The following is a 22,666-nucleotide window of genomic DNA, read 5'->3' as shown; positions in this document are numbered from 1 at the left end:
GTGATAAAAAAACTAAAATATATGTGGATCGTATTGAATATCCATTGGACAAAGTGTAAAATAATGAGCATATGGTAATGTAATCCGCCACAGTGCGCATTTTCGATATGACGGGGTATAAGAATGACGAATAATATTGCATATGAAGAAGTTGGCGTAGCAGATGTGGACAGGGACAAATTGATCGATATACTATCGGAAGAACTACCTGTTTTGCGCGCGAAAATCGGGCTGTCACAAGAAGAACTGAGTGATATTATTGGGGTTTCAAGGCAGACATATTCATCAATAGAAACCAAAAAAAGAAGAATGACATGGGGAACATTTCTTTCGCTGATACTATTCTTCGACAACAATGAAAAGACCAGTCCTATGCTCCAGAACATAGGAGCTTTTCCGGATTCGCTTAAGAATCTTTTAAACAAAAGCAACCGGGATTAAAAAAACCGGCTAAATGAAAGGATGGAATAAAAGGATATGAAATTTGTAGGTTTGACGGACAAAGAAGTTGAGGAGTCACGGAAGAAACATGGTTCGAATGTGATTCCTGATTCAGAACCGACAACTTTTTGGGAGGAGTTCAAGGAAACATTTAATGACCCGATGATCAGGATACTGCTTGCGATAGTAGTGATAATGCTTGTCATGTTTTTCCTTGGTCATGCGGAGATTTACGAACCGATAGGAACTATCGTTGCTGTTTTGATCGTTGCATTTGTTACCGCGAAGACCGGAGTTGCCAGTGATACCAAGTATAGAGAGCTGAAAGACAGCACAAAAAAGGACACCTGTAAGGTATACAGAAACGGTCTTATAACGGTAGTTGAGGTAGATGATGTCGTTGTTGGAGACAAGATAATCCTCCAGTCCGGTGATAAGATTCCCGCCGATGGAATTCTTGTGGATGGTGATCTGAGAATCGATAACTCAGTCCTGAACGGTGAGGCAGAAGAGTGCAAGAAGACAGCCACATCAATTGAGACAGTCTTTCCCGAGGAGCTTACGGGTGAAGTGTTTGTTGATAAGTACTCTCTGTTCAGAGGGGCCGTTGTCTTTGATGGAGAAGGCGTCCTTGATGTCAGGAAAGTCGGCCTTGGAACCATGATGGGCAAGATGGCAGAGGACATGCAGGAAGATGAACCTGATTCTCCACTTAAGGTAAAGCTTTCAAAACTGGCCAACCAGATATCAGTATTCGGCTATGTATCAGCAGTGGTAATAGTTGTTCTTTATATGGCTTACTTCATCTTTAAAGCAGGTGGATTTGGTGCATATATTGCAACGGGCTGGAGCAACATATTGATGAACGTCATCGAATCAGTTTCCCTTGCGATTCTGATTGTTGTATGTGCAGTACCGGAAGGACTGCCCTTGATGATCTCTCTGGTTCTTATGCAGAATACCAGCAGAATGCTCGATCACAACGTCCTTGTAAGAAAGGCAGTTGGTATTGAGACAGCAGGTTCATTGAATATCCTTTTCAGTGATAAGACAGGTACTATTACAAAAGGCAGTCTGGAAGTAGTTGAGTTCTTCACACCGGACGGTGCCAACATACCTTTGGCAGACATCAAGAACTATGGAAAAGTTAAGTCCCTCGTTGATATTGCTATAGGCAAGAACACAGCGTCCATGTTTGACGGACAGCACAGGGTTATTGGAGGAAATGCGACAGATCAGGCTCTCATGAGATTCCTGGGAGAAGAATCCTATAACTTCCTTGCAAATGGTACAGACAAAGCAACTGATTACAGTGTTGGGCTGTCACAGGGATTCAATTCTGCCAACAAGTTCAGTCAGGTTGAGATAAGAGAGCTGGGTCAGGTATTTTATAAAGGGGCTCCCGAGAAGTTTTTGGCAGTTGCCAAAAAAGGTTTAAAGACCGATGGAACTGAAACTGATCTGTTCCCGGATGTTGTAAATGAGAAGATCAATGAATATGCTTCAAGAGCTATGCGTGTACTTGCTTTTGGCTATTCGAAAAAGCCCTTTACCGAGAATGAGATCAATGACGATGTTGTGATTATCGGTTTTGTTGCTATCAGAGATGATGTAAGACCTGAAGCTAAAGAGGCAATAAAAGAAGTACAGACTGCCGGTATTCAGGTAGTTATGATAACCGGTGACAGACTTGAAACAGCGGTATCAATCGCCAAGGATGCCGGACTTATCCAGTCAGACAGTGACAGGGCACTGACTTCTGCTCAATTGAATTCCATGAGCGACGATGAGGTCAAGGCCATCATTAAGGATATCAGGGTTATAGCCCGTGCTTTGCCGACGGACAAATCAAGAATGGTAAGGCTTTGCCAGGAAATGAACTTGGTTGTTGGAATGACCGGCGATGGAGTAAACGATTCACCTGCATTAAAGCGTGCTGACGTTGGATTTGCCATGGGCAGTGGAACAGAGGCTGCGAAGGAAGCCGGTGAGATTGTTATCATTGACGATAACTTCAGATCCATCAAGGATGCGATTCTCTATGGGCGAACCATTTATCGCAATATTCTGAAGTTCTGCAAGTTCCAGCTGGTTATAAATGTGGCCGCAGTAATCGTAAGTGCCATCAGTCCTTTCTTTGGCATTGTAGAACCGCTTAAGGTTACTCACCTTCTGTTTGTAAACCTGGTAATGGACAGCCTTGGAGCTATCATGCTTGGTAACGAGCCGGCTCTTGAAAAGTATATGATGGAAAAGCCAAGAAGAAGAGACGAGAGCATCATAAGCAAGCCTATGGCAGCTCAGATACTGATAATGGCTTTGTGGATGACTATTGTCAGCTTCTGGTTCCTGAAATCACCTACTATGGCTAATCTGTTTGGAACACGTGAACAGCATTACACTGCTTACTTTGTATTGTTTGTTGTGGCTGCGCTGTTTAACGGCTTCAATGTAAGAGATGACGGCTTCGGTATTTTTAAGGGATTAAAAGATAATCCGGGCTTTATGAAAGTATGGCTCGCTATAGTAGTAGCACAGGCTTTGATTGTTAATGCAGCATTGATCCCGCTGTTGTTGTTTAAATTCCTTAGCTCAATGTTCAGTTGCACTCCGTTTGGAATAGTGGGATGGGGAGTTGTATTCCTGATTGCATTTACAATGATTCCGGTAGATCTGTTGCGTAAAACTATAATGGGAACAGCAAAGGAGGGATAAGTATGTCAGTAAGTTTATCAAAGGGGCAAAAAATTAATTTATCCAAGGAGCAGGCGGGACTGTCACAGGTAATGGTAGGACTCGGATGGGACGAGGTTGAGAAGAACAAGGGCTTCCTTGCTACATTGTTTGGCGGCAAGCCCATGGACATCGATTGCGATGCATTCGCAATAATGCTTGCTGCAAACGGCAAGGTTCTGAACGCTCCGCTCAGAGATATCAAGCAGTGCACGGTGTTTTACAACAATCTTTCGGATCCGTCCAAATCGATTGTTCACCAGGGTGACAATCTCACGGGCGCCGGTGAGGGAGACGATGAACAGATCTTTGTGGATCTTAACAGAGTTCCGGCAGATGTATTTTCAATTGTCTTCGCTGTTAATATCTATGAGGCCTTTAATAGAAATCAGCACTTTGGAATGCTCAGGAATGCCTTTATCAGAGTTGTTGATGCCAAGTCCGGAAGAGAGCTGTGCAGGTTCGATCTGAATGAGAATTACAACAACGAAACTGCTCTGATCGCAGGCGCATTAAGAAGGACTGACGCAGGATGGGAATTCGTCACAGACGGTTCTCATGCAAGGGTTCAATCACTGGTAGAAGTTGTTCAATCCTTTGCGTGATCCTTGAATGACGCTGAATCGTAATTTCTTAAAAATAAAATAAATCTATATTTCGAGGAGGGTACAAGAAATGGCAGTTAATTTACAGAAAGTTACAAAAGGACAGAAGGTGTCTCTTGAAAAGAGCATGAAGATGGCACTTATAGGGCTTGGCTGGGGAGCAAAGTTTGACCTTGATGTTTCTGCTTTCCTGTTAGGACCCAACGGTCTTTGCACAAATGACCAGGATTTTGTATTTTATGGAAACCTTACACACCCCAGCGGAGCAGTTTTCTCAAAGGGTGACGAGAGAGGCGACAACGTGGAAGACGGCGAAGAGGGAGACGACGAGCAGATCGTTGTTGACTTCAGCAAAGTTCCTGCTTATGTAGATAAGATTGCAATCGTTGTAACCATTTATGATCAGGGACCTACTTTCGGCCAGGTTAAGGATGCATACGTTCGTGTAGCCAAGATCAATAATGCTGATGATGAAGTTGGCGAAACAGTTATCGAGTACAACCTTGAGGAAGAGTTCTCCACTGAGACCGCAGTTCTGGCAGCAGAGATCTTCAGAAGCGGTAGTGAGTGGAAGTTCCATGCACTGGGACAGGGATTCGAGGGAGGCCTTGCATCCGTTTGTGCTAACTATGGTATTGATGCCGAGTGAAAAATGAGTGATTTGCCTGGGAGAAGAAAATGAGAAAACGAATTGCAGCAGTGGTCATTGGAGTTTTATTGCTATTAAGCAGATTTAATCTCAATGTCTATGCGGATGATAAAGATCTGGATCAGTTCCTGCATAGAAGTAATGTCGTGTTTGTTACGGACGAAAGCGGATCCATGAAACAAACAGACCCTAATAACAACAGATATGAGGCAATTCGCCTTTTCCTGGGTGAAATGGCTAATGAAGGCAATTATGTCGGGAGCGTGTCCTTTGGTGAGCAGCTTGTGGACTCGAGTAATATTGAAGCCATAAACGGACAGGTGGCAAAGGATGCGCTGCTTGCCGACATATCAGATCAGCAGTACTCAAACTATACAAATATAGGACGAGGACTGATAGAAGCTGTTAATATGTTGGATTCCGGAAGGAATAAAGATCTTGATTCGGCAATCATCCTCCTTACAGACGGAAACACAGATATGCCGGATGAAGAGCAGTATAATGAGTCAATTGCAATGAAAGCAGATGCAATTGACAGGGCAAGAAAGGCCGGGTACAAGATCTTCACAATCTGCCTTAATGTCAATGGCGCAGCCGATTCGAAAGAGATGAGACAGATTGCAGAAGCTACCGGAGGAGAATTCGCTGAAGTAACATCGGCGGAGGACCTCAATGACATCGAGACCATGTTTAACAAGCTGATCTTCAATTCTTTTGAGGACATGGACTTTGCGAATCTTGAGCTGGTGATCGGCAGTGATGGCACGGTGTCAACAGACTTTGACATCCCGGGTGTCGGCGTCGAGGAAATAAATGTACTGTTCCAGGGAAGCCTTGCTGATTGTGAACTTGTAGATCCAAGCGGCAAGCACTACAAGGGGGGAACAGATGGCGCAGTACTTGTAAATGGTGCTGATTTCCTTTTGATCAAGGTTCAGGAGCCTGTCGGAGGCAGATGGCAGGCAGTAGCATTTGGTGATCCTGATACGGTCATCAGTTTGCGACTTCTTTACAATTCCAATTTCTATGTTGTGGCAAGTATGGATGCTCCAAGTGAGGTTCATCTTGGAGATACCGTCAAAGTTATAGCACAGATTGGTACTTCGGCAGGAATTGTTTCGGATACTTCAAGATATACCGATATGACTGCCACCGCGACCGTTAAATATGGTGACCAGGTAAAAGAAAATCCCATGAGGATAGGCCAGAACGGTTTTGAATATGAAATGAATGTTTCCGAAGAGGGAACTTACTATATATCCGTAAAAGCTGCCAATAATGATATGGAGGCTGCTGCAGACGAAGAATTTGAGATAAGCGTGAACAATACAGCACCTGTTGCTTCGGAAAAAGAGCTGTCTGCTCATGCAAATATCTGGCCCGTAATCGGCGGAACGGCCAGCCTTGATCTTAAAGATGCTGCAACAGATCCGGAAGGGCAGGCTGTAACATATACCATTGAATCTTCTGCATTCAATGAAGAAGACTACACGCTTGACGGAACAAAGCTCACTGTGAACAAATTCAGTATTCCCAAAGGCTCATTTACCGTCAAGGGGGCAGATCCTTATGGGGCATATTGCACATTTGACGTGAGATTCACATCTACAAACATTGGAATCATCATGGCAATAGTAGCGTTAGTCGGAATCCTGATCGCTATAGTAGCTGTTATCGTAGTGATTCGCATCGCAATGGGGAAAGCTCTTATAGGTACACTGGCTGTTTCTAACTTTGACAAGTCACGAAGGTATCCGCCTCAGATAAAAGATCATGGAAGAGGCCAGATTCCACTGGCACAATTCAGTCTTGATCTGTCCTCGTTACCTGAAGGATGTAAATTCCAGTGCGACGGAGGTAACGCACAAATCTGGTTCATCAGTAAGAAGCCTGTATATACAGATTATGCTGTTGGCCCTACTAAGAAGTTCAGAATCCGCGGAGACGGTATGGAAGTCAGGATCTGCGGAGATGATAAAATGGAAAAAGGTATCATGGTAGTATTTAAAAGCGACAAACTCAATGCTTTGGGGTATTGAGAATAGACACAAGATGAAAAACAGAGAAGGAGGCAGGGTATGGCAACATATCGACAGTTACTATTAAGTACCGGAGGAGGAGTTATCAGTGGTTCTCAACAGGATGAGCAGAACAAATGTGCAACCATCGCTATTGGACTTGGCGGAACAGGTGTGGCATGCCTGCGCAACTTGAAAAAACAGATTTACAGCAGGTTACAGCCTGATGATCCAGAGGCAACAATCCCTCAGTATTCACACATTCGTTTTCTTGCTGTTGATTCTGACAAGAGTTCCCTTGGGGCAGATGGGGCGTTTAATTCTCTTGATGAGACTACGGAGTTCTTTTCTATTTCTACCGGAGATATAAATGGTCTTTTATCCAAGACCAAGACTTTGGCAAACACACCTGAGTGTAACTGGCTCAAGACAGAAAACAGAGAAAAGGGACAGCGCGGCCTTTCGATTCTTTCTGCAACTGCCGGTGCGGGCGGTGTCAGACAGATCGGTCGTCTGCTTATACTTGAAAAATCTGCAGAGTTCATCTCTCGAATTCAGCGTATTGTTCAGGATGCAGCAAGAGAGCTGCCCGGTGACAGCGAGATAATCATTCATATATTCAGCGGTATGGGCGGCGGAACAGGTTCAGGAACATTTCTTGATGTATGCTACCTCGTTCAGGAGGCTCTTGACAGGCTGGCATTAAAAGGAAAAGCTCTTACCTGCGGATACTTTTTCCTTCCGGATGTAAACTTAAGCAATCCCAGCATTGAGGAAGGTGGTGCGGTTTCCAGATATATCAAGGCCAACGGCTTTGCTGCAATGAAGGAACTGGATTATTGCATGAACTTCCACAATAACCACGGCCAGTGGGATCAGGAGTACAAAGGTTTCCATATCGGGCCTGTTCAGGATACTCCTGTAAAAGTATGCCATCTTGTTTCTGCACATGACATTACAGGTACCACATTGAAAAACGGTTTCGCCTATGCAATGAATGTTGTATCTGATTTTGTAATGCAGTTTTTGGTAAAACCGGACGCTGTTGGCAGTGCAGACGCTCTTACAATGACTTCACATATCGCCAACTATTTCAAGTCCATGGAAATGGTTAATAAGACAGCCGGTGCCAATTATCAGTACTGCTTACTGGGTGCTTCTAACGCCATCGTTCCAATGAAGGAGATTACTACATATCTTGCAAGTAAGCTCTTTGAAGAGATGTCCAGAGTTAACCAGCACAAGCCTACAGATCAGGAAGTTGCACAGTTTGCAGAGAGAACCGGTCTGACATATCAGCAGCTGCAGGATTCGCTTCTCTCAGGAACCAACTATCGCATGCCTCCTATAGATCTTGATTACAAGCAGTTCACCAGCATGGACGAATCAGATCTGGCGCTTCCTACAACAATTATTCTTCCTGATATTATCATGAAGCCATACCGCGACAGACTTCAGTCAAACATGCTCAACCAGGTAACAACAAATTACCACGCAATGACCAATGACTGGTCAATCGATGAGATAAAGAAAGATCAGACCAGCGCCTCCAAGGTAGTAGGAGCGTTCTTTGCGCTGAGAAATCTTCTTATTGATCCGCAGTATGGACCTTTCTATGCCGCAGATGTACTTAACGGAGCACAGGCTACAAACCTGGTCAATCACCTCAGGGGTATTCAGAAGCAGGCTGAAAATGACCTGAACTCAGTACGTGGTGATATCACCCTTAGAATTCAGGCTGCAAAGACTGCAAGGCATGAATTCCTTCATGGCGGAATCTTATCCAACAAGAAGAAAAACTTTGAGGAGTTTATAGCTGCAGTAGCAGCATATTTCACAACTGACAGCTACATCCAGGTGCTTGAGCAGATGGTTGCCATGATGCCGGTGATGATCAAACAGTTTATCAAGCTTTATGACGATCATTTCAAAGTTTATCAGACTGTAAGCCGCAATCTGTTTGATACATTCCATGAGAATTATCTGACATTGTCTAATAACGACCTCACTGATGCCATTGCTGATCCCTTCGTACTTCCTCTTATGAGAGTACAGGACATGAAGGAATCACTGGATGCGGCAGTTGCATCCATAAAGTCAGAGGTCCAGGCGCAGAACTTCCATACGTTCCTCTTTGATCAGCCCAAGATCTGGAACAACGGCGATGAGCACAAGATCTCCAAGGAAGTTTCCAAGTACCTCGTGGGTGTATTTGATGAATACACAGGCAAAACATTGACTGATTACCTGAAGATCAGATTTAATACTGAGGATCAGGACAAGCTCATTAATTTCGTTTACAAGGATATTCTGGAGCCTCTTAAGAACAAGGCAGAAGCACTGTTCTGGAAATCAGCAGGCTTTGATATTTCGGTTGCACAGCCGCTTGGATATATTTCCATACCGGATACAGCATCTGTGATTCTGACTGCATCCGATAAGCTTGTTAATGCGGAATCATATCTTACAGAGTGTCCCAGCAAGTTGAAGGACAGGATCTTCCTGCTCAAGTGCTTATGCGGAGTTCCGATCTATGCTTATAACGGAGTAAATGATTACAGCAAGGAGTACCGCGCTGATAAGACCATTGGTAAGCATCTCTATGAGCTGACAGACAGAGATGCCAGAGACTGGAGAACACTTCCGGATCTTGTGCCTTACAGCACCAACAACGATACAACAGAAGAGATCGAGACCAGGGCAAAGAATTATGACCTGGCAATTGAGAAGGGCATAGTAAGACAGAGTCCTCTGTCAAGCAGTGAGTACCAGTTGGTTACATGGCCCGCAATAGATGAACTTGTAAGCGCTGCAGAGTCAGCTATTTCAAGTGGCGATGTCAACAAAATGAAACAGGTTTCTACTCAGATTGCTGAGTTCAAGGCGAACAGAGAGCCTGCTACCATCACTGCAATTGCCAATGACGGATCATATGGCCACGAGGAGAAGGTTCGTAAAGATCATGTGATTGACTCAAAAGAGATGTCAGATGCCATCAGCAATGAGCTGGCAAAAGAAGAGAAACTTGACAGTCTCATTGTAGAACTCGAACATGGCAAGAAGAATGTTCAGAGCACAGTGAGCACAAAAGAAAACTTCTTTAATGGTTTGTATTCAGGCGTCATCTCAGTAAATATTCCTAAGATCTCATATACTGAGATGAAGTTCGGAATGACCAACGAAGTGGCTCTGAGTGATCCCAAGATGGAGCCAGCAGGTAAGTATGTACCGCTTTATCAGGCATATCTTACATATAAAGCTATGACTGATGAGGAGAAGGGCAAGATAAATGATCTGATAGATGCAAGGCTCAGCGATGTTGGCGCATGGCAGGCAGCTATGCAGGACAGCTGCGACAAGTTACTTGAAACCTTCTCTGACAGATATCTTGGCCTTATGCAGCAGCAGGCAATGAAGCTTCCTGAACAGACAGATGAAATTGTTAATCTTCTTTTGGAGTTCAGACAGGGAATAGAAAACTTTAAGCTTATGTATGGTCTTATGTAAAGCGCAAAGGGTAAACGAATGATAGACTTAAAAGAGTTAAAAGCGGTTCTTTCAGACGAGTTGGAAGAGAGTTTTCGGCGGGGCAATATTAACAATATGCCCCGCATACCCATGATGATAGTCTATGCTGATACTGACGCGATAGAGGCTAAAAAAGAGATTGATACGATCTTACAGCATTCATGGGGAAACAGAAAAAATGACATTGTTCAGATATGCATGGATGGAAACAGCTTTTTGGATGCTGACTCGAATGAAAGCTTAAGTGAAGACGATGTCCAGGAACGGATAGACAACATGTATACGGCTGACAATACTTTCCGTGAAATGGACAACATTTGCGTTGTAATGCTGCACAGCACTACATCCTGTGAAAGTATCGACCAGTTTAAGGAAAGATTTGAAAGCATCAGCATATTCAAAGATCTGATATCTGACGGCATTTTGACTACCAGTATCCTGTTTTTGGATGAATCCACAAAGTGTAAGAAGATCGCTTCAGAGATAAGAGCCTTTTTAGCTGATATGCTGGCAAATGATTCACGCCCTTACAAATCGACATTCCTTCTGAGCAACAGACTCAGCAACGGAAGTCTGCTCGGTGGTAAGAGGATGCTTGAGAATTATTCCATGGCGGGATGGATAATGGTACTGCTGAACGGTACAGGAGCAGGATATGCTCCTGATATGGATTTGTTCTATCCTCCGGGAGAGGGATGCTATCTGACAGCTGCTTTTTCAGAAATAAACAGGCCCAATGACTCAATATGTGACATTGTTCTTCATTCGATTCTTAAATGGATCGACAAACAATCTGCCAATAAAGGCAGTACATCTGCCGCAACGCTTTCATTTGATGACCTGTGCGATGCACTAGGCGTTGAGAACGGTAAGGCGGAGTTTTTGGAGAGCTTTTTCCGTGATGAGATTTCTGAGAAGATACCAACTGCTGCGGACATAAGGTTTTTGCCAAGGCAGCATCTTGGAGGATTCGACCTGGCAGCTCAGAGCTTCTCCTCAGTGGATGCCGAAACATTGGGCAGCTGCGGGACTTTCATTTCTTCCCTGGACCTCTTTGACAACGAGCTTAAGGAAGAACTTAAGGACTATGTACAGAAATTTGTTAAGCAGCATTTGTCGACAGCAGCAGTTTCCAATGTGTTCACAGTGTCCAACGTCCAGGAACTGGTGAGAAATCTAAGGCCCGTTGAGCCCGAAGGAAAAGAAAAAATAGATTTCTATATTTATGAGAAGATTCATGCTGATTTTGTTAACTGGGCACTTCCTATATGTGAGGAAGAATTTAGGTCATTGCAGAAAAAGTCGGTAACCAGCACAAAAGAATTTGAAAACATTCTTCAGGATTTCCAGCAGGGATACTATCGTGATGATGAAGATCTGGAGAAGTATTATTCGGAAATCACAAAAGATGCGCTTCAGAGTGCTTCCAGCGGTCTTGGAGACAGGCTTTTAGAGAGTATAGGTTCAAATGGTAATGAGCGGTCGGAAATCCTGGACAGCCTTAAAAAGGCCGCAGAGGAAATCTTTTCCGCCAAGGCGGTCTTCAGGATGCCGTTAGAGCAGGAAATGGTAAGTCGAATGGGGCAAAACCCTGATGACATACATAAGCAGATCACCAACACGCTTTATACCGACCTCGATAAAAAAATAAGGTTAAAGACTTCGTTGTCATTGAATCCAAAGAAGCAGATTACCATTGTCAATAAGAAAGACAGTGATGGAAATGAGACTGAACTTTTTCGAAGTATAAAGCAGAACGTCTCTGAGAATTCTAATAATGTTTTCTTTGACTCAAGCAACAACAATACCATTAAGATTTTGCAATTCTATGAATGTCAGCAAAGTAATCTTACATAAGGAGCTTCAAAGATGGATATAGAATTTCGCCAATACGACGGAACAGCAACTGCGAAGAACCCGAGAATTGAGAGGCGCGGAGAAGTTTTCACACTGAAGTTTGATGAGAAGGACTGTGAATATTTTTTGCTGATTTCCCGCGTTCCCAGTGGCAAGGTGGATCTGAATAATCCGGATATACAAAAAGCTTTGATCGACAAAAAGGACAGGTTGATAAATGCTTCTAATGAAAGGCTTACTGAGGGAACTTACTTCTCTTTGATCGAATGGAGTGAATACAGAGTTAACGACTATGCTATCGATCTGCCGAGCCAGATAGCTGAGTATACGCTGTTTGGATGCAACGAAGAGAATGGTAAATATATCATTTACATTCCAAATGATGAAATGTCGTGCACTGCAAGCATTGCGCTTACAGTGGGCTATCGCATCACACAGGTAAGCGATGGGGGCGGGGCGCCAAGATTCTTTGGCAAAAAAGAGCCAAACCGCATGTATTACGCAGTTGAATTCGATCAGATACCCAATTATCAGGATGGAAGTATTGTTTACAGATTTGATGATGACAAATGGAGTTATCCTGTAACAGGTAAGCTTATAGAAAACGGGAAGTTCTACATCGATGGCGCTGCCGGAATGCCAAGGTTCTTTTCCATGGTGTCCGGACTTGAACTGAGGAAAAATTAAAAAGCTAATTAGAATAGTAGAGGTCAACTGATGGATATTTATACTGATTACAAGCAGGCAATTGTTTGTCCATATTGTTTTCGAACCTTTTCACACAAAGAAGTTCATTTCAGGATGGAGTCTTACTTTGATCAGAACAACTTAAATGATGAGGGGTATCAGGAAGAAGATTTCCAGACGCCCGGAGTCGTTCCGGATCAGGATAAGCCACGCCTTATGCAGCAGACAGCGGAGAGAAAGCCATTCCTTATAAAGGATGATCCGCTTTATGTTGCGTGGTGGAAAAACTATGGCGAAACAACTGAGCAGGCGTATGGAATAGACTCTAAGCTTCCTTGCAAGGTGTATCAATTGCCAATCCTTAACCCATCAAATCCCGAACATCAGAAATCACTTCAGGTAGTTAATCCAGAGGCTTCAGGTGTTGATCAGTATTTAGGCTTTGATGGAGATGGAATGGCTGTTTCTGCAGTAGACAGATTTGGGCAGGAGACGAGAAGAAGAGTATGCCCTCACTGTCACAATCCTCTTCCGATAAATTACGGAAAGAACAATGTGAAATTTATTTCCGTAATTGGAATTACCGGATCGGGAAAAACAGTTTATCTGTCTCAACTCCTCAGCGGAATACAGGAGGCAGTGGCAAATCTCAATATGACTGCAACCGCAACAACGGATATTGCCAATTTCATTATGAGCAATCCTGTGGAAGAGGGTAGGCCGTTGCCGCCGGCATCCGTGGAAGGTAGATTCTCACAGCCCATGGTATATGACCTGTCCCGTTCGGTTACCAGTACCTCTGTTCAGACCGAAACTATTGTTCTATATGATATTGCGGGAGAAGATTGTCAGAGTCCGACGGCAATGGTGAAATATGGCAAATTTGTACAGAATTCAAATGCTATCCTGCTCCTCATAGATCCACAAAAACAGCTGGATCTGAAATCCAAAAATGTTCCAGTTGACAGCAGAATGCGAATGGCGCCGCAGGTTGTGCTGGACACAATACACAATGTATTTCTTAAGCTGCCGAGCAATGAAAAGTGTTCTATACCACTGGCTGTATGTGTCTCAAAGAGCGATACGTTCCTTGCGTATATCAAAGATCCAGATGCAAATAAGATAGTGGACAGTGACATGACACCGCTCAGAGACCAAAGGACTCAGGATTATATTCCGGAGTTTAATGCGGATGAATACAATAAGCTTAGTCAGGAGATAAGAAAATTGACCAAGGGACCGCTTATGGCGACCCTGCGTGTAGGATTTTCCACATACAATTTCTTTGCCTTTTCTGCAACGGGATGTGGCACTGAAACTAGGGTGGATGAGGCAAGCGGTGAGTTGTATCAATATCTGGTGGGACCTGCAACGCCTAAGCGTATAGCTGAGCCTCTTTTCTGGATATTCTGCAAATTGGGATATATTAAGTCGCATTCACCGATTTTAAAACCGGTTCAGGATCCTCCTGAAGACTGGTATGAAATAGAGATTAAAACGAAGCTTTTCCACAAAGAAGTAATGAGGGTAAAAGCTAGTGACATACCAAAGATAGAGAACAGTGGGCAAAAAATTGTGAAACAAACACAAATTGAACCACCGGAAGATTATCTGATAAGTTTAATGTATGAAATATAAGGTGAATAATAATGAGTGATTATTATCAAGCTTGCTATGCCCATCCTGATACGGGGTGGGCAGTTGTCAACATATCATCGGACACACCAAAATCACTGGTTGAGGATTTTTCGCTTGTAGAGCGGACAAATGCTGGATTGTCTTCGAATAAGACTGTACCCATGGGGGCAAGTGAGAACCCTGCATGTATGTTTGAGATTTATTGCAGAAATGATGCTGTTGGCCTGGTAAGGACACAGTACAGTATCTCAGACAGTCAGGGACGACCAATTTCTTTTTCTCATGGATATATTTTTACTAATGCCTATGAAATTTTGAAAAATCCTAATAATATTCTGCGCATAAGTAGTGCAAATTTTTCAGATAAGCGTATTTCTGATGAGGAGAAAGCTGCGATAAGATCAACACCAGGAGAGTTAAATCGTGAGCTTATCAAAAGAGCTGTTCCAGATGATATTTATGGAGAATTAATACTTAGAGAACCATTCGGTGTAGAAGAATCACTAAAAACGTGCGGTTTGGATGACAATAGTTACATGAAGTATATGTTGGCAGTGTATTCACATTTACTTGCAACTAACACAGATAAAAATCTTTATATCAAAACAGACGGATCTGAGAAATATGCATGGAATTTAATGTATTTGACATATATTGCTGTACCTTATTCAATGCGACCCTTGCTGAATTGTTCAACGTTGTTGCACTTGGAGCAACATAATTCAAAGATGATTTTTTGTTATGAAACACCGGATGGTGTGCCATATATAAACCCTGTTACAGGGGAAAACAATGTAATGTCTGATGTGGTAGAAAAAAGAATAAGAGACAGAAATCCATTTATAGAGAAAATAATGGAGTTTATTCATAAGGGAAACCAGAAAGCATTATATGATGCGATAGAAACATGTCTGAGAATTATGGGAGATACACAGTTAAATACCATGCAAGTGATAAATCTTTCATACAGCTTATTAACGAAAGAACATGAAAAGGCAGACCGTTTGCCAGGGATTATATACAGCTGGATGGTTTTACCGGTAAGTAACTCAAAAAACTGGGAAAGTACGGCTATAAAATTCCTTAATAATGCAGAGAGACTCGGGATCAAGTTTGGAGACGAAGTTAAGAGCGTGATGAGAAACAGGCTTGAAGGAGCTGTTACAGAGGATTTTGTTACACTTGTTAATAAGGTTCTATAATAGTGTTTTACTTGCATATAAAAAGCGAGATATAAAAGAATGAAAGATAAGTACCATAAAGTATTGAATCGATTTCTATCAGTTATCCTATTGCTTTCTATTCTTTTGACTCAACTAAGAATGGATTATTTTACTGTGCATTCAGCGGATAATGATTATGTAAAGATAATCGCAATAAGTCCTAATTATTATAGATCTTATACTACAGAAATGACTTTTACTGCGATTGTTGAATATAATCTAGAGTCCCGCGACCACGGAATTGTGTATCTTGGCTTTAATACGCAAGAACCGCACTCTTACAGCTTATATGCAAGTCAGGAAGTTGAAAAAGGAAGCGGAACAGTGACGCTGCAGGCCACATTGACACCTGTTGACTGGAGTTCTTACTGGAAGGCTGGCTATCAGCTTCTTGGCCTGCTTAAGGGCGCAAGTTCAATGGAGACGGACTTCAAGGTCTATGCCAATCTCTCCGAATACCCCCATGAGGATAGCTGGAAGCCGCTGGCTACATACGAGGAAACTCTTGAGTATATGAATGCCGATCCGCCGCAGATGGAACCGCTTCTGTATACAGACAAGAATGGGCATGACGACGAGGATGAGTTTCAGGATCTAAAGGAAGGAGCAAGTCCTCAGTTTACTGAAGCGCAGTTTCACAACAGCCTTGAAGAGCTGTGTTCTGAGACAGCTTCAACAGTGTATAACCCAAGACTTGCTGACATGTTGATGTCGCTGTCATGCGGTGCATATTATAAGCAGTGCACCCTGGAGAACTATGATCACCTCGGATTTGACAGAGGTGATGTCAAAACTTACAACTATTACCTGGATTGGGATGACAAGCGCTACGGTGATGATTCAGTCGCTTACACCATAGGTAAGAAGCAGACCTGGGATGGAAGAACGATGATACTTGTAACCATCCGGGGTTCTTATGCTGATAATGATTCCATCTCTTCCAAGGATTGGAGGAGCAATTTCAATCTTGGAGAAGCTGAGACCGGAATATCATGGCACAAAGGCTTTGACAAAGCAGCCAAGGAGGTCTTTAAGACACTTCAGGAATTATACGGTGACACTTTGCCGAAAGACAATACATTCTACGTTCTGACGGGGCACAGCAGAGGCGCCGGCGTTGCAAATCTTGTTTCGGTACTGATATCTGATAACGGTGTCCCAAAGCTTAACGTATATGATTACAACTTTGCGTGTCCGGATGTTGCGCGCAATATCGGAACAGGCTGGAACTGGCTGGGTGATCATGACAACATTTTTAATGTCGCCAATGCCAACGACCCTGTTGCATGGATTCCGGGAGTTCTGGGAGACATGCTTGGAAATGCCTCCGACACCGCGACTGACATATATTCTTTATTTAACAACCCTGACGTAAAGATCCAGGGAGCATCCGGTGATGGAATGTCAGCTCCCTTAACAGACTGGGGTAAGTTTGGGCGCAGTTACTGGTTCAGCAGTGACTGGGATAAAGTCGACTCAAAGGGGATGGACTTCTCGCTTCACGATCAAAAGAAGTATGTGGAATATATGCATGAACACAGAGGGGATCCTTTGGGCGATGGTGACATGAAAACCTGGGAAGGCGTTGTCACCAAGTCAAATATTGCCAAGGCAGCCATTGGTTTATCAGTTCTGTTCACAGCAATAAAAGGCATTCTCTTGTTCTTCTTGTGTCCGGTTGATGTAGAGATTACAGACTCATCAGGAAATATAGTCGCTTCGGTTGTGGATGGTGTTCCAAACTACCATGAATCCACACTGGGAGATGTTGTTATACTGAATCAGGGGAGCGAAAAACTGATCTTTATCAAAGATGGTGTAGATCTGTCAGTAAAGCTGACAGGAAGCGACAGCGGCACCATGACTTATGCCGCCGTCGAAACCGATATGCTGGGCAGTGAAGCGTACGACTGTAAGGCATATTATGATGTGGAATTAAAAAAGGGAAAAACTTTTGAAGACCATGTAGTACTGAGTCCGGAGGATAATAAGACCATCAGCTCAGAACTTTATGTGGTCGATCGCAATGGTAATCCCACAGCTAAAGTTATGGAGGATGGACAGGAGATTTCGGAGAAGACGGGCCTGTCCGCATGGCTTGCAAAAATCAACTGGCTGGTAGTACTATTAGTTGCACTGGGAATAATAGTTTTAGCAATAATTGTGATACTGGTTAAGAGAACCAGGAGTAAAGCGAAAAAGCAGGACACTGTGGCCGCCCCGACCTATGGGTATGGCAGTGATCTGTCTCAGACTAAGCCGCAGAATAATACTATGGGTAGCGGAATATCAGTGTCAGGTGATATTATATGTCCAAAATGCGGATATTCAAATCCAATAGGAATACGCACCTGCATGGGATGCGGCAAAAAGCTGAAAAGAAAGTGACAGCTTATTCCAGTCAATTTATCACGGAAGGAAGTATCAAATGAGCAATAAGGATCTGCATATTTTATCAGACAAGGAATGGTGCTTCGGAGAATTGTCTGATACAGGCACAATCAATGGTATGGGATTGAAAAGAGAACGCGACGGGTCGCTCTTCTACGGAGGATGGACTGGTGGTCTGCGCAACGGTTTTGGCATGCTTGGAGATCCCGACGGCGCTCTTAAGGTGGGCACATGGTCAGAAGATGCCTCTGATGAGCTGTTTTTACTTGTTTGGCCTGCGGGAAGTGCTTTTACCTTGTTTTTCGGTACCATGGAAGCCGGCAAGCCAAGTGAAGGCACGCTGATCTGCCGTGATGGAAGGATGTACAGCGGTATTTTCAATGAGTGGCAGAAGGATGACTTTAACGGTGAAGGTGCTTTAATGTGGGCCAACCAGCGAATTTACGCCGGACATTGGAAAAAGGGCGGCACAGATATAGGCGGAGTTATCAGAAGACCCGACAGAGAAGACGGTAAGCTGGTAGGGACTCTGAGCAATGTGAGAAAGGGTTTCGAAGCCAAGTCATGGCCTCAGGATTCAGAAAAACAGTTCTTCTACGGACAGGCTTCTGATGAAGAGGTAAGAAATGCTGATGGAATTCTTTTTTACAAAGGTGTGGAATTCTTTTCAGGTGAGATGGTAGGCGGCCAGAAGAGTGGCTACGGTCTTTATCGCACCCCTGAGGGAGAGATGCTCTTTGGCAACTGGGAGAACGGAAGCCTTCATGGACAGGGAATAAGCCTGAAAGTGACTGCGGATTCTACCGAATGTTATGTCGGTATTTTCAAAAATTCCAGGTTCCACGGCGAAGGATGTATGCTTTGCAGAAAAGAAGGAGTCTGGGATTTCATATACACCGGCTCCTATGAAAACGGAGAAAAATCCGGATACGGGCTGCTTAATCTTGGCGACGGCCAGTTTTACATCGGCAGCTTTAGCGCAGATCTGAAGGATGGAGAGGGTGAAACCGTGAAGGCTGATGGCTCCAGGAGCAAAATGTCCTGGAAGCTTGGAGTGCCGGACATTGTGCTGGAATCCATTGATTCCCCCGGCCCTGACAGACAGGTATACAGCATGGGGGATTCCATTGAAGCCGCGACCATCAATTCAGTGGATTCATTTGCAGGAAAAGATGAATTCAGATTTGTAGGCATCCGTGCGGATGAGAATGATGCCTATAGCAGAGAAATCCAGATAAATCCGGGCTGTGACTATGAAGTCAGACTGTTTTATCACAATGACTCTACAAATGAAAGCGGGGTTGCCAATGAAGTTAAATTAAAGGCTTTCTACTCAAAAGAGATTTCCATGGGTCAGCCTGGAGTAGTAAGTGCGATGATTCTTTCGGAAAACTCCGATACCCCGGTAGTATGGGATGGGATCAGACTTATGGCCAACGAGAATATGTCCATCAGCTATAAGATCGCTTCTGCGAGGATCGCCGGTAATGGAGCAATGAATGGTCATGTGCTGCCGCATACTCTTTTTTCTGAAGACGGAGTGTTGTTGGGAACGGACGCACTAGATGGAGTTCTGCGCGCAGGTGATGAAGGATACGTGACTTTTGTGATCCATTCAAGCGGAAAAAGAGATGGTGCAAGCCCGTCCTTTACCCGCACTGTGAAAACTGAAGTCCCCAAGGTAAATGAAGCGCCAAAGGAGCCTGAAGTGCCTGAAATGCCTGAGATGCCTGAAGTGTCGCAGATGGAAGAAAACATTGCATCCGGCACCGAAAGCGATGCCCAAAGCCTGATGAATCAGGAATTGCCGGGAGCAGATAAGAAGCGTAAGAGAAGCAGGATATCGATCAGCGTATTCGGAAATTCGCCAGATGGCTGGCAGGAGAAGAGCATAGGAGCAGATGTTGGCCAGGAGGTCAGCATTATGATCGACTTTACGAACAGCGCCAGTCAGCAGGACTTAAAGATAACTGTAAAACTGCCGGAAGCACTTGAATACATTCCCGGGTCGACTTTCATTCAGCTGCCAAAGGGAATCATGCATAAAGCAGGAGACGCCTGGCTGAGTGAGGGAATGGAATTTATGAATTTCGAAGGTGATGGGAAAGGAAAAATTCTTTTCACCGCAAGATTCTTCCCTTCATCAGGTCCGGCAGAGATTTCTGCAACAATTGAGACCATGTATCTATCCATGAACGGCAGCCTGACTGTTGTGTTACAATGATCGATAGCGAGGAATATCAATGAATCAGGACGATTATATTCTGTGCAGGGGATATCTTCAGGAAAACTCTACGATAGAAGTTTTCGAAAGTGATTTTCAAAGTAAAGATCTGTGGTGGTTCAGGATTCGCGGCATCACGGATTTTGCGAATGACTACAATGATGAACAGTATCTTGAGCTTTTTAAGAATGTGCTCAGTGGCTGTATGGTGCCTTCATGCACTGTGGGTCTGATCGTAACCGGCACGGCCAACGGAGGCATAGAGTTTTACTATGGAATAACCGATGATGAGGATCTGCTCTCGATGCTGAAGGGCAGTCTCATTTCGACCATTCCCGGCATTGATATTTCGGATAATATACAGTTCTCCGACATCCCCATAAGCAGGGGATATTCAGGCGTGATAGCAGGCGTGCCTGATATATATGATGTGGAAAGCGGGAAAAAGGCGCTGGCCTCCCAGATGCTGCCAATAGACAGACTCTGCCGCGCCATGATGGGCAGCAGCTTCAGTCTGATGCTCATCGCCGATCGCATGCCGCAGGAACTGACCAATCTGGCTATGGGACAGGTGGATGCGATGCTGGTGGACAACAGCAGCAAGATCAATGCCCAGAGGACCAACGAATTAGGGCAGTCTATATCATATACCAATGAGGAAAAGAAACAGTATCAGGATCACTTATCCCGTGTTCAGAAGCTGCTTTATGACGGCTTCGGCTGCGGACTGTGGTCCGTAAGTTATTACTATTCAACAGATAACAACAGTGATCTTCTGCGCATAAAAAACAGCGTCCTTGCCAACTATCTGGGCAATACCTTAGGACGGCTTGAGAAACTTACATGTATCGATTTTGATCAGAGTGCAGGAATATTTGATTACTGTGTACCTTCCATCGTGAAGGAAGATGACAGTCAAAAGCTTCATCCACTGTATCGTGTGGCTGAAAGATTCCCTTTTTACAATCACGCATATCAGACGATCATGAGCAGCAGGGAGTTGGGAAAGTACTTCATGCTCCCCAAAAAGGAAATTCAGGGCTTATACGTAGACAGCTATGTAGAGTTTGATTCTGTTATGAGAAACAGGATCGATGGCCGCCGTCTGTACGTCGGAACCATCATTAACCCAGGCCGGAACGGCTCATCATGCGGGGCAGACTATGCAATTCCGTTTAACGATCTGTCCAGACACGCTCTCATAATAGGAATAACCGGCGGTGGTAAGACCAATACCATGAAGGCCATTCTTCATGATATCTGGTGCAGAAATCAGGTTCCCTTTCTGGTCATCGAATCCGCCAAAAGAGAATACATTGAGCTCGTCAATTCCAAGATAAACACCAATGCGAAAAAGAATTATGAAGATCTGAAAGTCTTTACTCTGGGCAATGAAACAAGCCAGGGAGTCAAGTACAGACTGAATCCCTTTGAAGTGATGCCGGGGATAGCTCTTCAGACACATATAGATTATCTCCTGTCCACCTTCAACGCTTCTTTTGAGATGTATGCACCCATGCCGCAGATACTTGAGAGAGCGGTCTATGAAGTCTATGAAGACAAGGGATGGGACCTGTACTCTGGCGAAAACAAGCGCGGATTCTCAGATTATCCTACCCTTGAACAGCTGTATTATAAGATCCCTTTTGTGATGAATGGATTGGGATACGCCGAAGAGGTTCAGTCAAATGTGAAGGCTGCCCTGCAGACGAGGATCAACTCGCTTCGTATAGGAGGAAAAGGAGCCCTTCTGGATGTTCCCAAGAGTATTCCTATATCGTGGCTTCTCGACAATCCGACTGTATTTGAGCTGGAAGATATCGGCGATGATGACACCAAGGCATTCGTGATTGGTATTTTGCTGGTTCAGTTATATGAGTACAGAAAATCCTGCGGATCCTCCCCTGACCTTAAGGGAGTTCTTGTAATAGAGGAAGCGCACCGACTGCTGAAAAACGTATCTGAAGGAGATGGAAACAACAGCAGGGCAAAGGCCGTTGAGTTCTTTTGCAATATGCTTGCTGAGATCCGAAGCTTTGGTCAGGGAATCATCATTGCCGATCAGATTCCCACAAAACTTGCCAATGATACGATAAAGAATACTAACCTCAAGATTGTCCATCGCACGGTTATGGAAGAGGACAGAAACTGCATAGGTGCTTCGATGCACATGACCGAGTCGCAGATCAACTTCCTGTCATCTCTGCAGAGGGGATGTGCTGCGGTGTTTGCCGAAGGTGATAACAGACCCAAGCTTGTGAGAATGCCGCTGGTAAGGACTGAAGGCACGAAGACCAGAGAAGAGATAATAAGATCCATAAATGAAAAGATCGCAAGCAGTCTTTCAGGTGCAGTTTCAGAAAAGAAGCATTGTTCAATGGCATGTGCATATTGCGAGTTGAAAAAATGCCCTGAAAAAGAGGTGTTTGACTCAATAGAGGAATTCAGACCGGGTAAGTACAAGGATAGATTTTTGGAAAAAGGGCTGAATATTGCGTCACTGGAATCATTTACAAGACATATGTGTAAGGAACTGGGGATTCCGATTGAAGATGACAGCAGCAAGGCGTGCATGATAGGGAAGGTCATGAAGTGCCTTGGGCTGGATGATGAATTACAGGTTGGAATGATCCTTGTCTACTGGATGGCTAAACGCCCGTGGAGGGACTGAT

General features: G+C 44.0%; 13 protein-coding genes. All 13 read left to right on the top strand.

Features of this window, described 5'->3' with window-relative positions; all coding sequences use genetic code 11:
• Positions 1–123: 123 nt before the first annotated feature.
• The 13 genes from G589_RS20020 to G589_RS21300 all read left to right on the top strand — a co-directional run bounded on the left by G589_RS20020 (position 124) and on the right by G589_RS21300 (position 22,665).
• Entirely contained in the window at positions 124–441 is a 318-nt protein-coding gene (locus G589_RS20020; protein ID WP_051192395.1) for a helix-turn-helix transcriptional regulator, read from the top strand.
• 36 nt (positions 442–477) lie between these two features.
• On the top strand, positions 478–3,156 hold the full coding sequence (locus tag G589_RS0113555) for a calcium-translocating P-type ATPase, PMCA-type (protein WP_026522525.1): 2,679 nt from the start codon (positions 478–480) through the stop codon (positions 3,154–3,156).
• A 2-nt stretch (positions 3,157–3,158) separates the two neighbouring features.
• Positions 3,159–3,779, top strand: coding sequence for a TerD family protein (locus G589_RS0113550; protein WP_026522524.1), 621 nt, complete (start codon positions 3,159–3,161; stop codon positions 3,777–3,779).
• 70 nt (positions 3,780–3,849) lie between these two features.
• A complete protein-coding gene (locus tag G589_RS0113545; protein WP_026522523.1) occupies positions 3,850–4,428 on the top strand; it encodes a TerD family protein in 579 nt (192 codons plus the stop codon).
• 29 nt (positions 4,429–4,457) lie between these two features.
• Positions 4,458–6,467 carry a vWA domain-containing protein gene (locus G589_RS0113540; protein WP_026522522.1) on the top strand — a complete coding sequence of 670 codons (2,010 nt, stop codon included), beginning with the start codon at positions 4,458–4,460 and terminating at the stop codon, positions 6,465–6,467.
• A gap of 39 nt (positions 6,468–6,506) precedes the next feature.
• Positions 6,507–9,953: a tubulin-like doman-containing protein gene (locus G589_RS0113535; RefSeq protein ID WP_026522521.1), complete on the top strand. Its 3,447-nt coding sequence runs from the start codon at positions 6,507–6,509 to the stop codon at positions 9,951–9,953.
• An 18-nt stretch (positions 9,954–9,971) separates the two neighbouring features.
• Positions 9,972–11,831, top strand: coding sequence for a hypothetical protein (locus G589_RS0113530; RefSeq protein ID WP_155832551.1), 1,860 nt, complete (start codon positions 9,972–9,974; stop codon positions 11,829–11,831).
• Between the two features lie 12 nt (positions 11,832–11,843).
• The gene (locus G589_RS0113525; protein ID WP_026522519.1) at positions 11,844–12,518 is read left to right on the top strand and encodes a hypothetical protein; all 675 of its coding nucleotides are present in this window, start codon (positions 11,844–11,846) and stop codon (positions 12,516–12,518) included.
• A 30-nt stretch (positions 12,519–12,548) separates the two neighbouring features.
• Complete coding sequence (locus G589_RS0113520; RefSeq protein WP_026522518.1) at positions 12,549–14,156, top strand: TRAFAC clade GTPase domain-containing protein; 1,608 nt, start codon at positions 12,549–12,551, stop codon at positions 14,154–14,156.
• A gap of 11 nt (positions 14,157–14,167) precedes the next feature.
• Entirely contained in the window at positions 14,168–15,358 is a 1,191-nt protein-coding gene (locus G589_RS0113515; RefSeq protein WP_026522517.1) for a hypothetical protein, read from the top strand.
• A 135-nt stretch (positions 15,359–15,493) separates the two neighbouring features.
• The gene (locus tag G589_RS0113510) at positions 15,494–17,767 is read left to right on the top strand and encodes a lipase family protein (RefSeq protein WP_196811888.1); all 2,274 of its coding nucleotides are present in this window, start codon (positions 15,494–15,496) and stop codon (positions 17,765–17,767) included.
• 40 nt (positions 17,768–17,807) lie between these two features.
• Positions 17,808–19,994, top strand: a complete 2,187-nt coding sequence (locus G589_RS0113505; RefSeq protein WP_026522515.1) for a hypothetical protein — start codon at positions 17,808–17,810, stop codon at positions 19,992–19,994.
• 19 nt (positions 19,995–20,013) lie between these two features.
• Positions 20,014–22,665, top strand: coding sequence for an ATP-binding protein (locus G589_RS21300; RefSeq protein ID WP_051192394.1), 2,652 nt, complete (start codon positions 20,014–20,016; stop codon positions 22,663–22,665).
• Position 22,666 lies beyond the last annotated feature (1 nt).

Origin of the sequence: Butyrivibrio sp. VCB2001 (assembly GCF_000423965.1) — a bacterium.
GTDB lineage: Bacteria > Bacillota > Clostridia > Lachnospirales > Lachnospiraceae > Butyrivibrio.
Note: the sequence above shows the minus strand (reverse complement) of the source record. Positions and strands in the feature narration are given on the sequence as shown.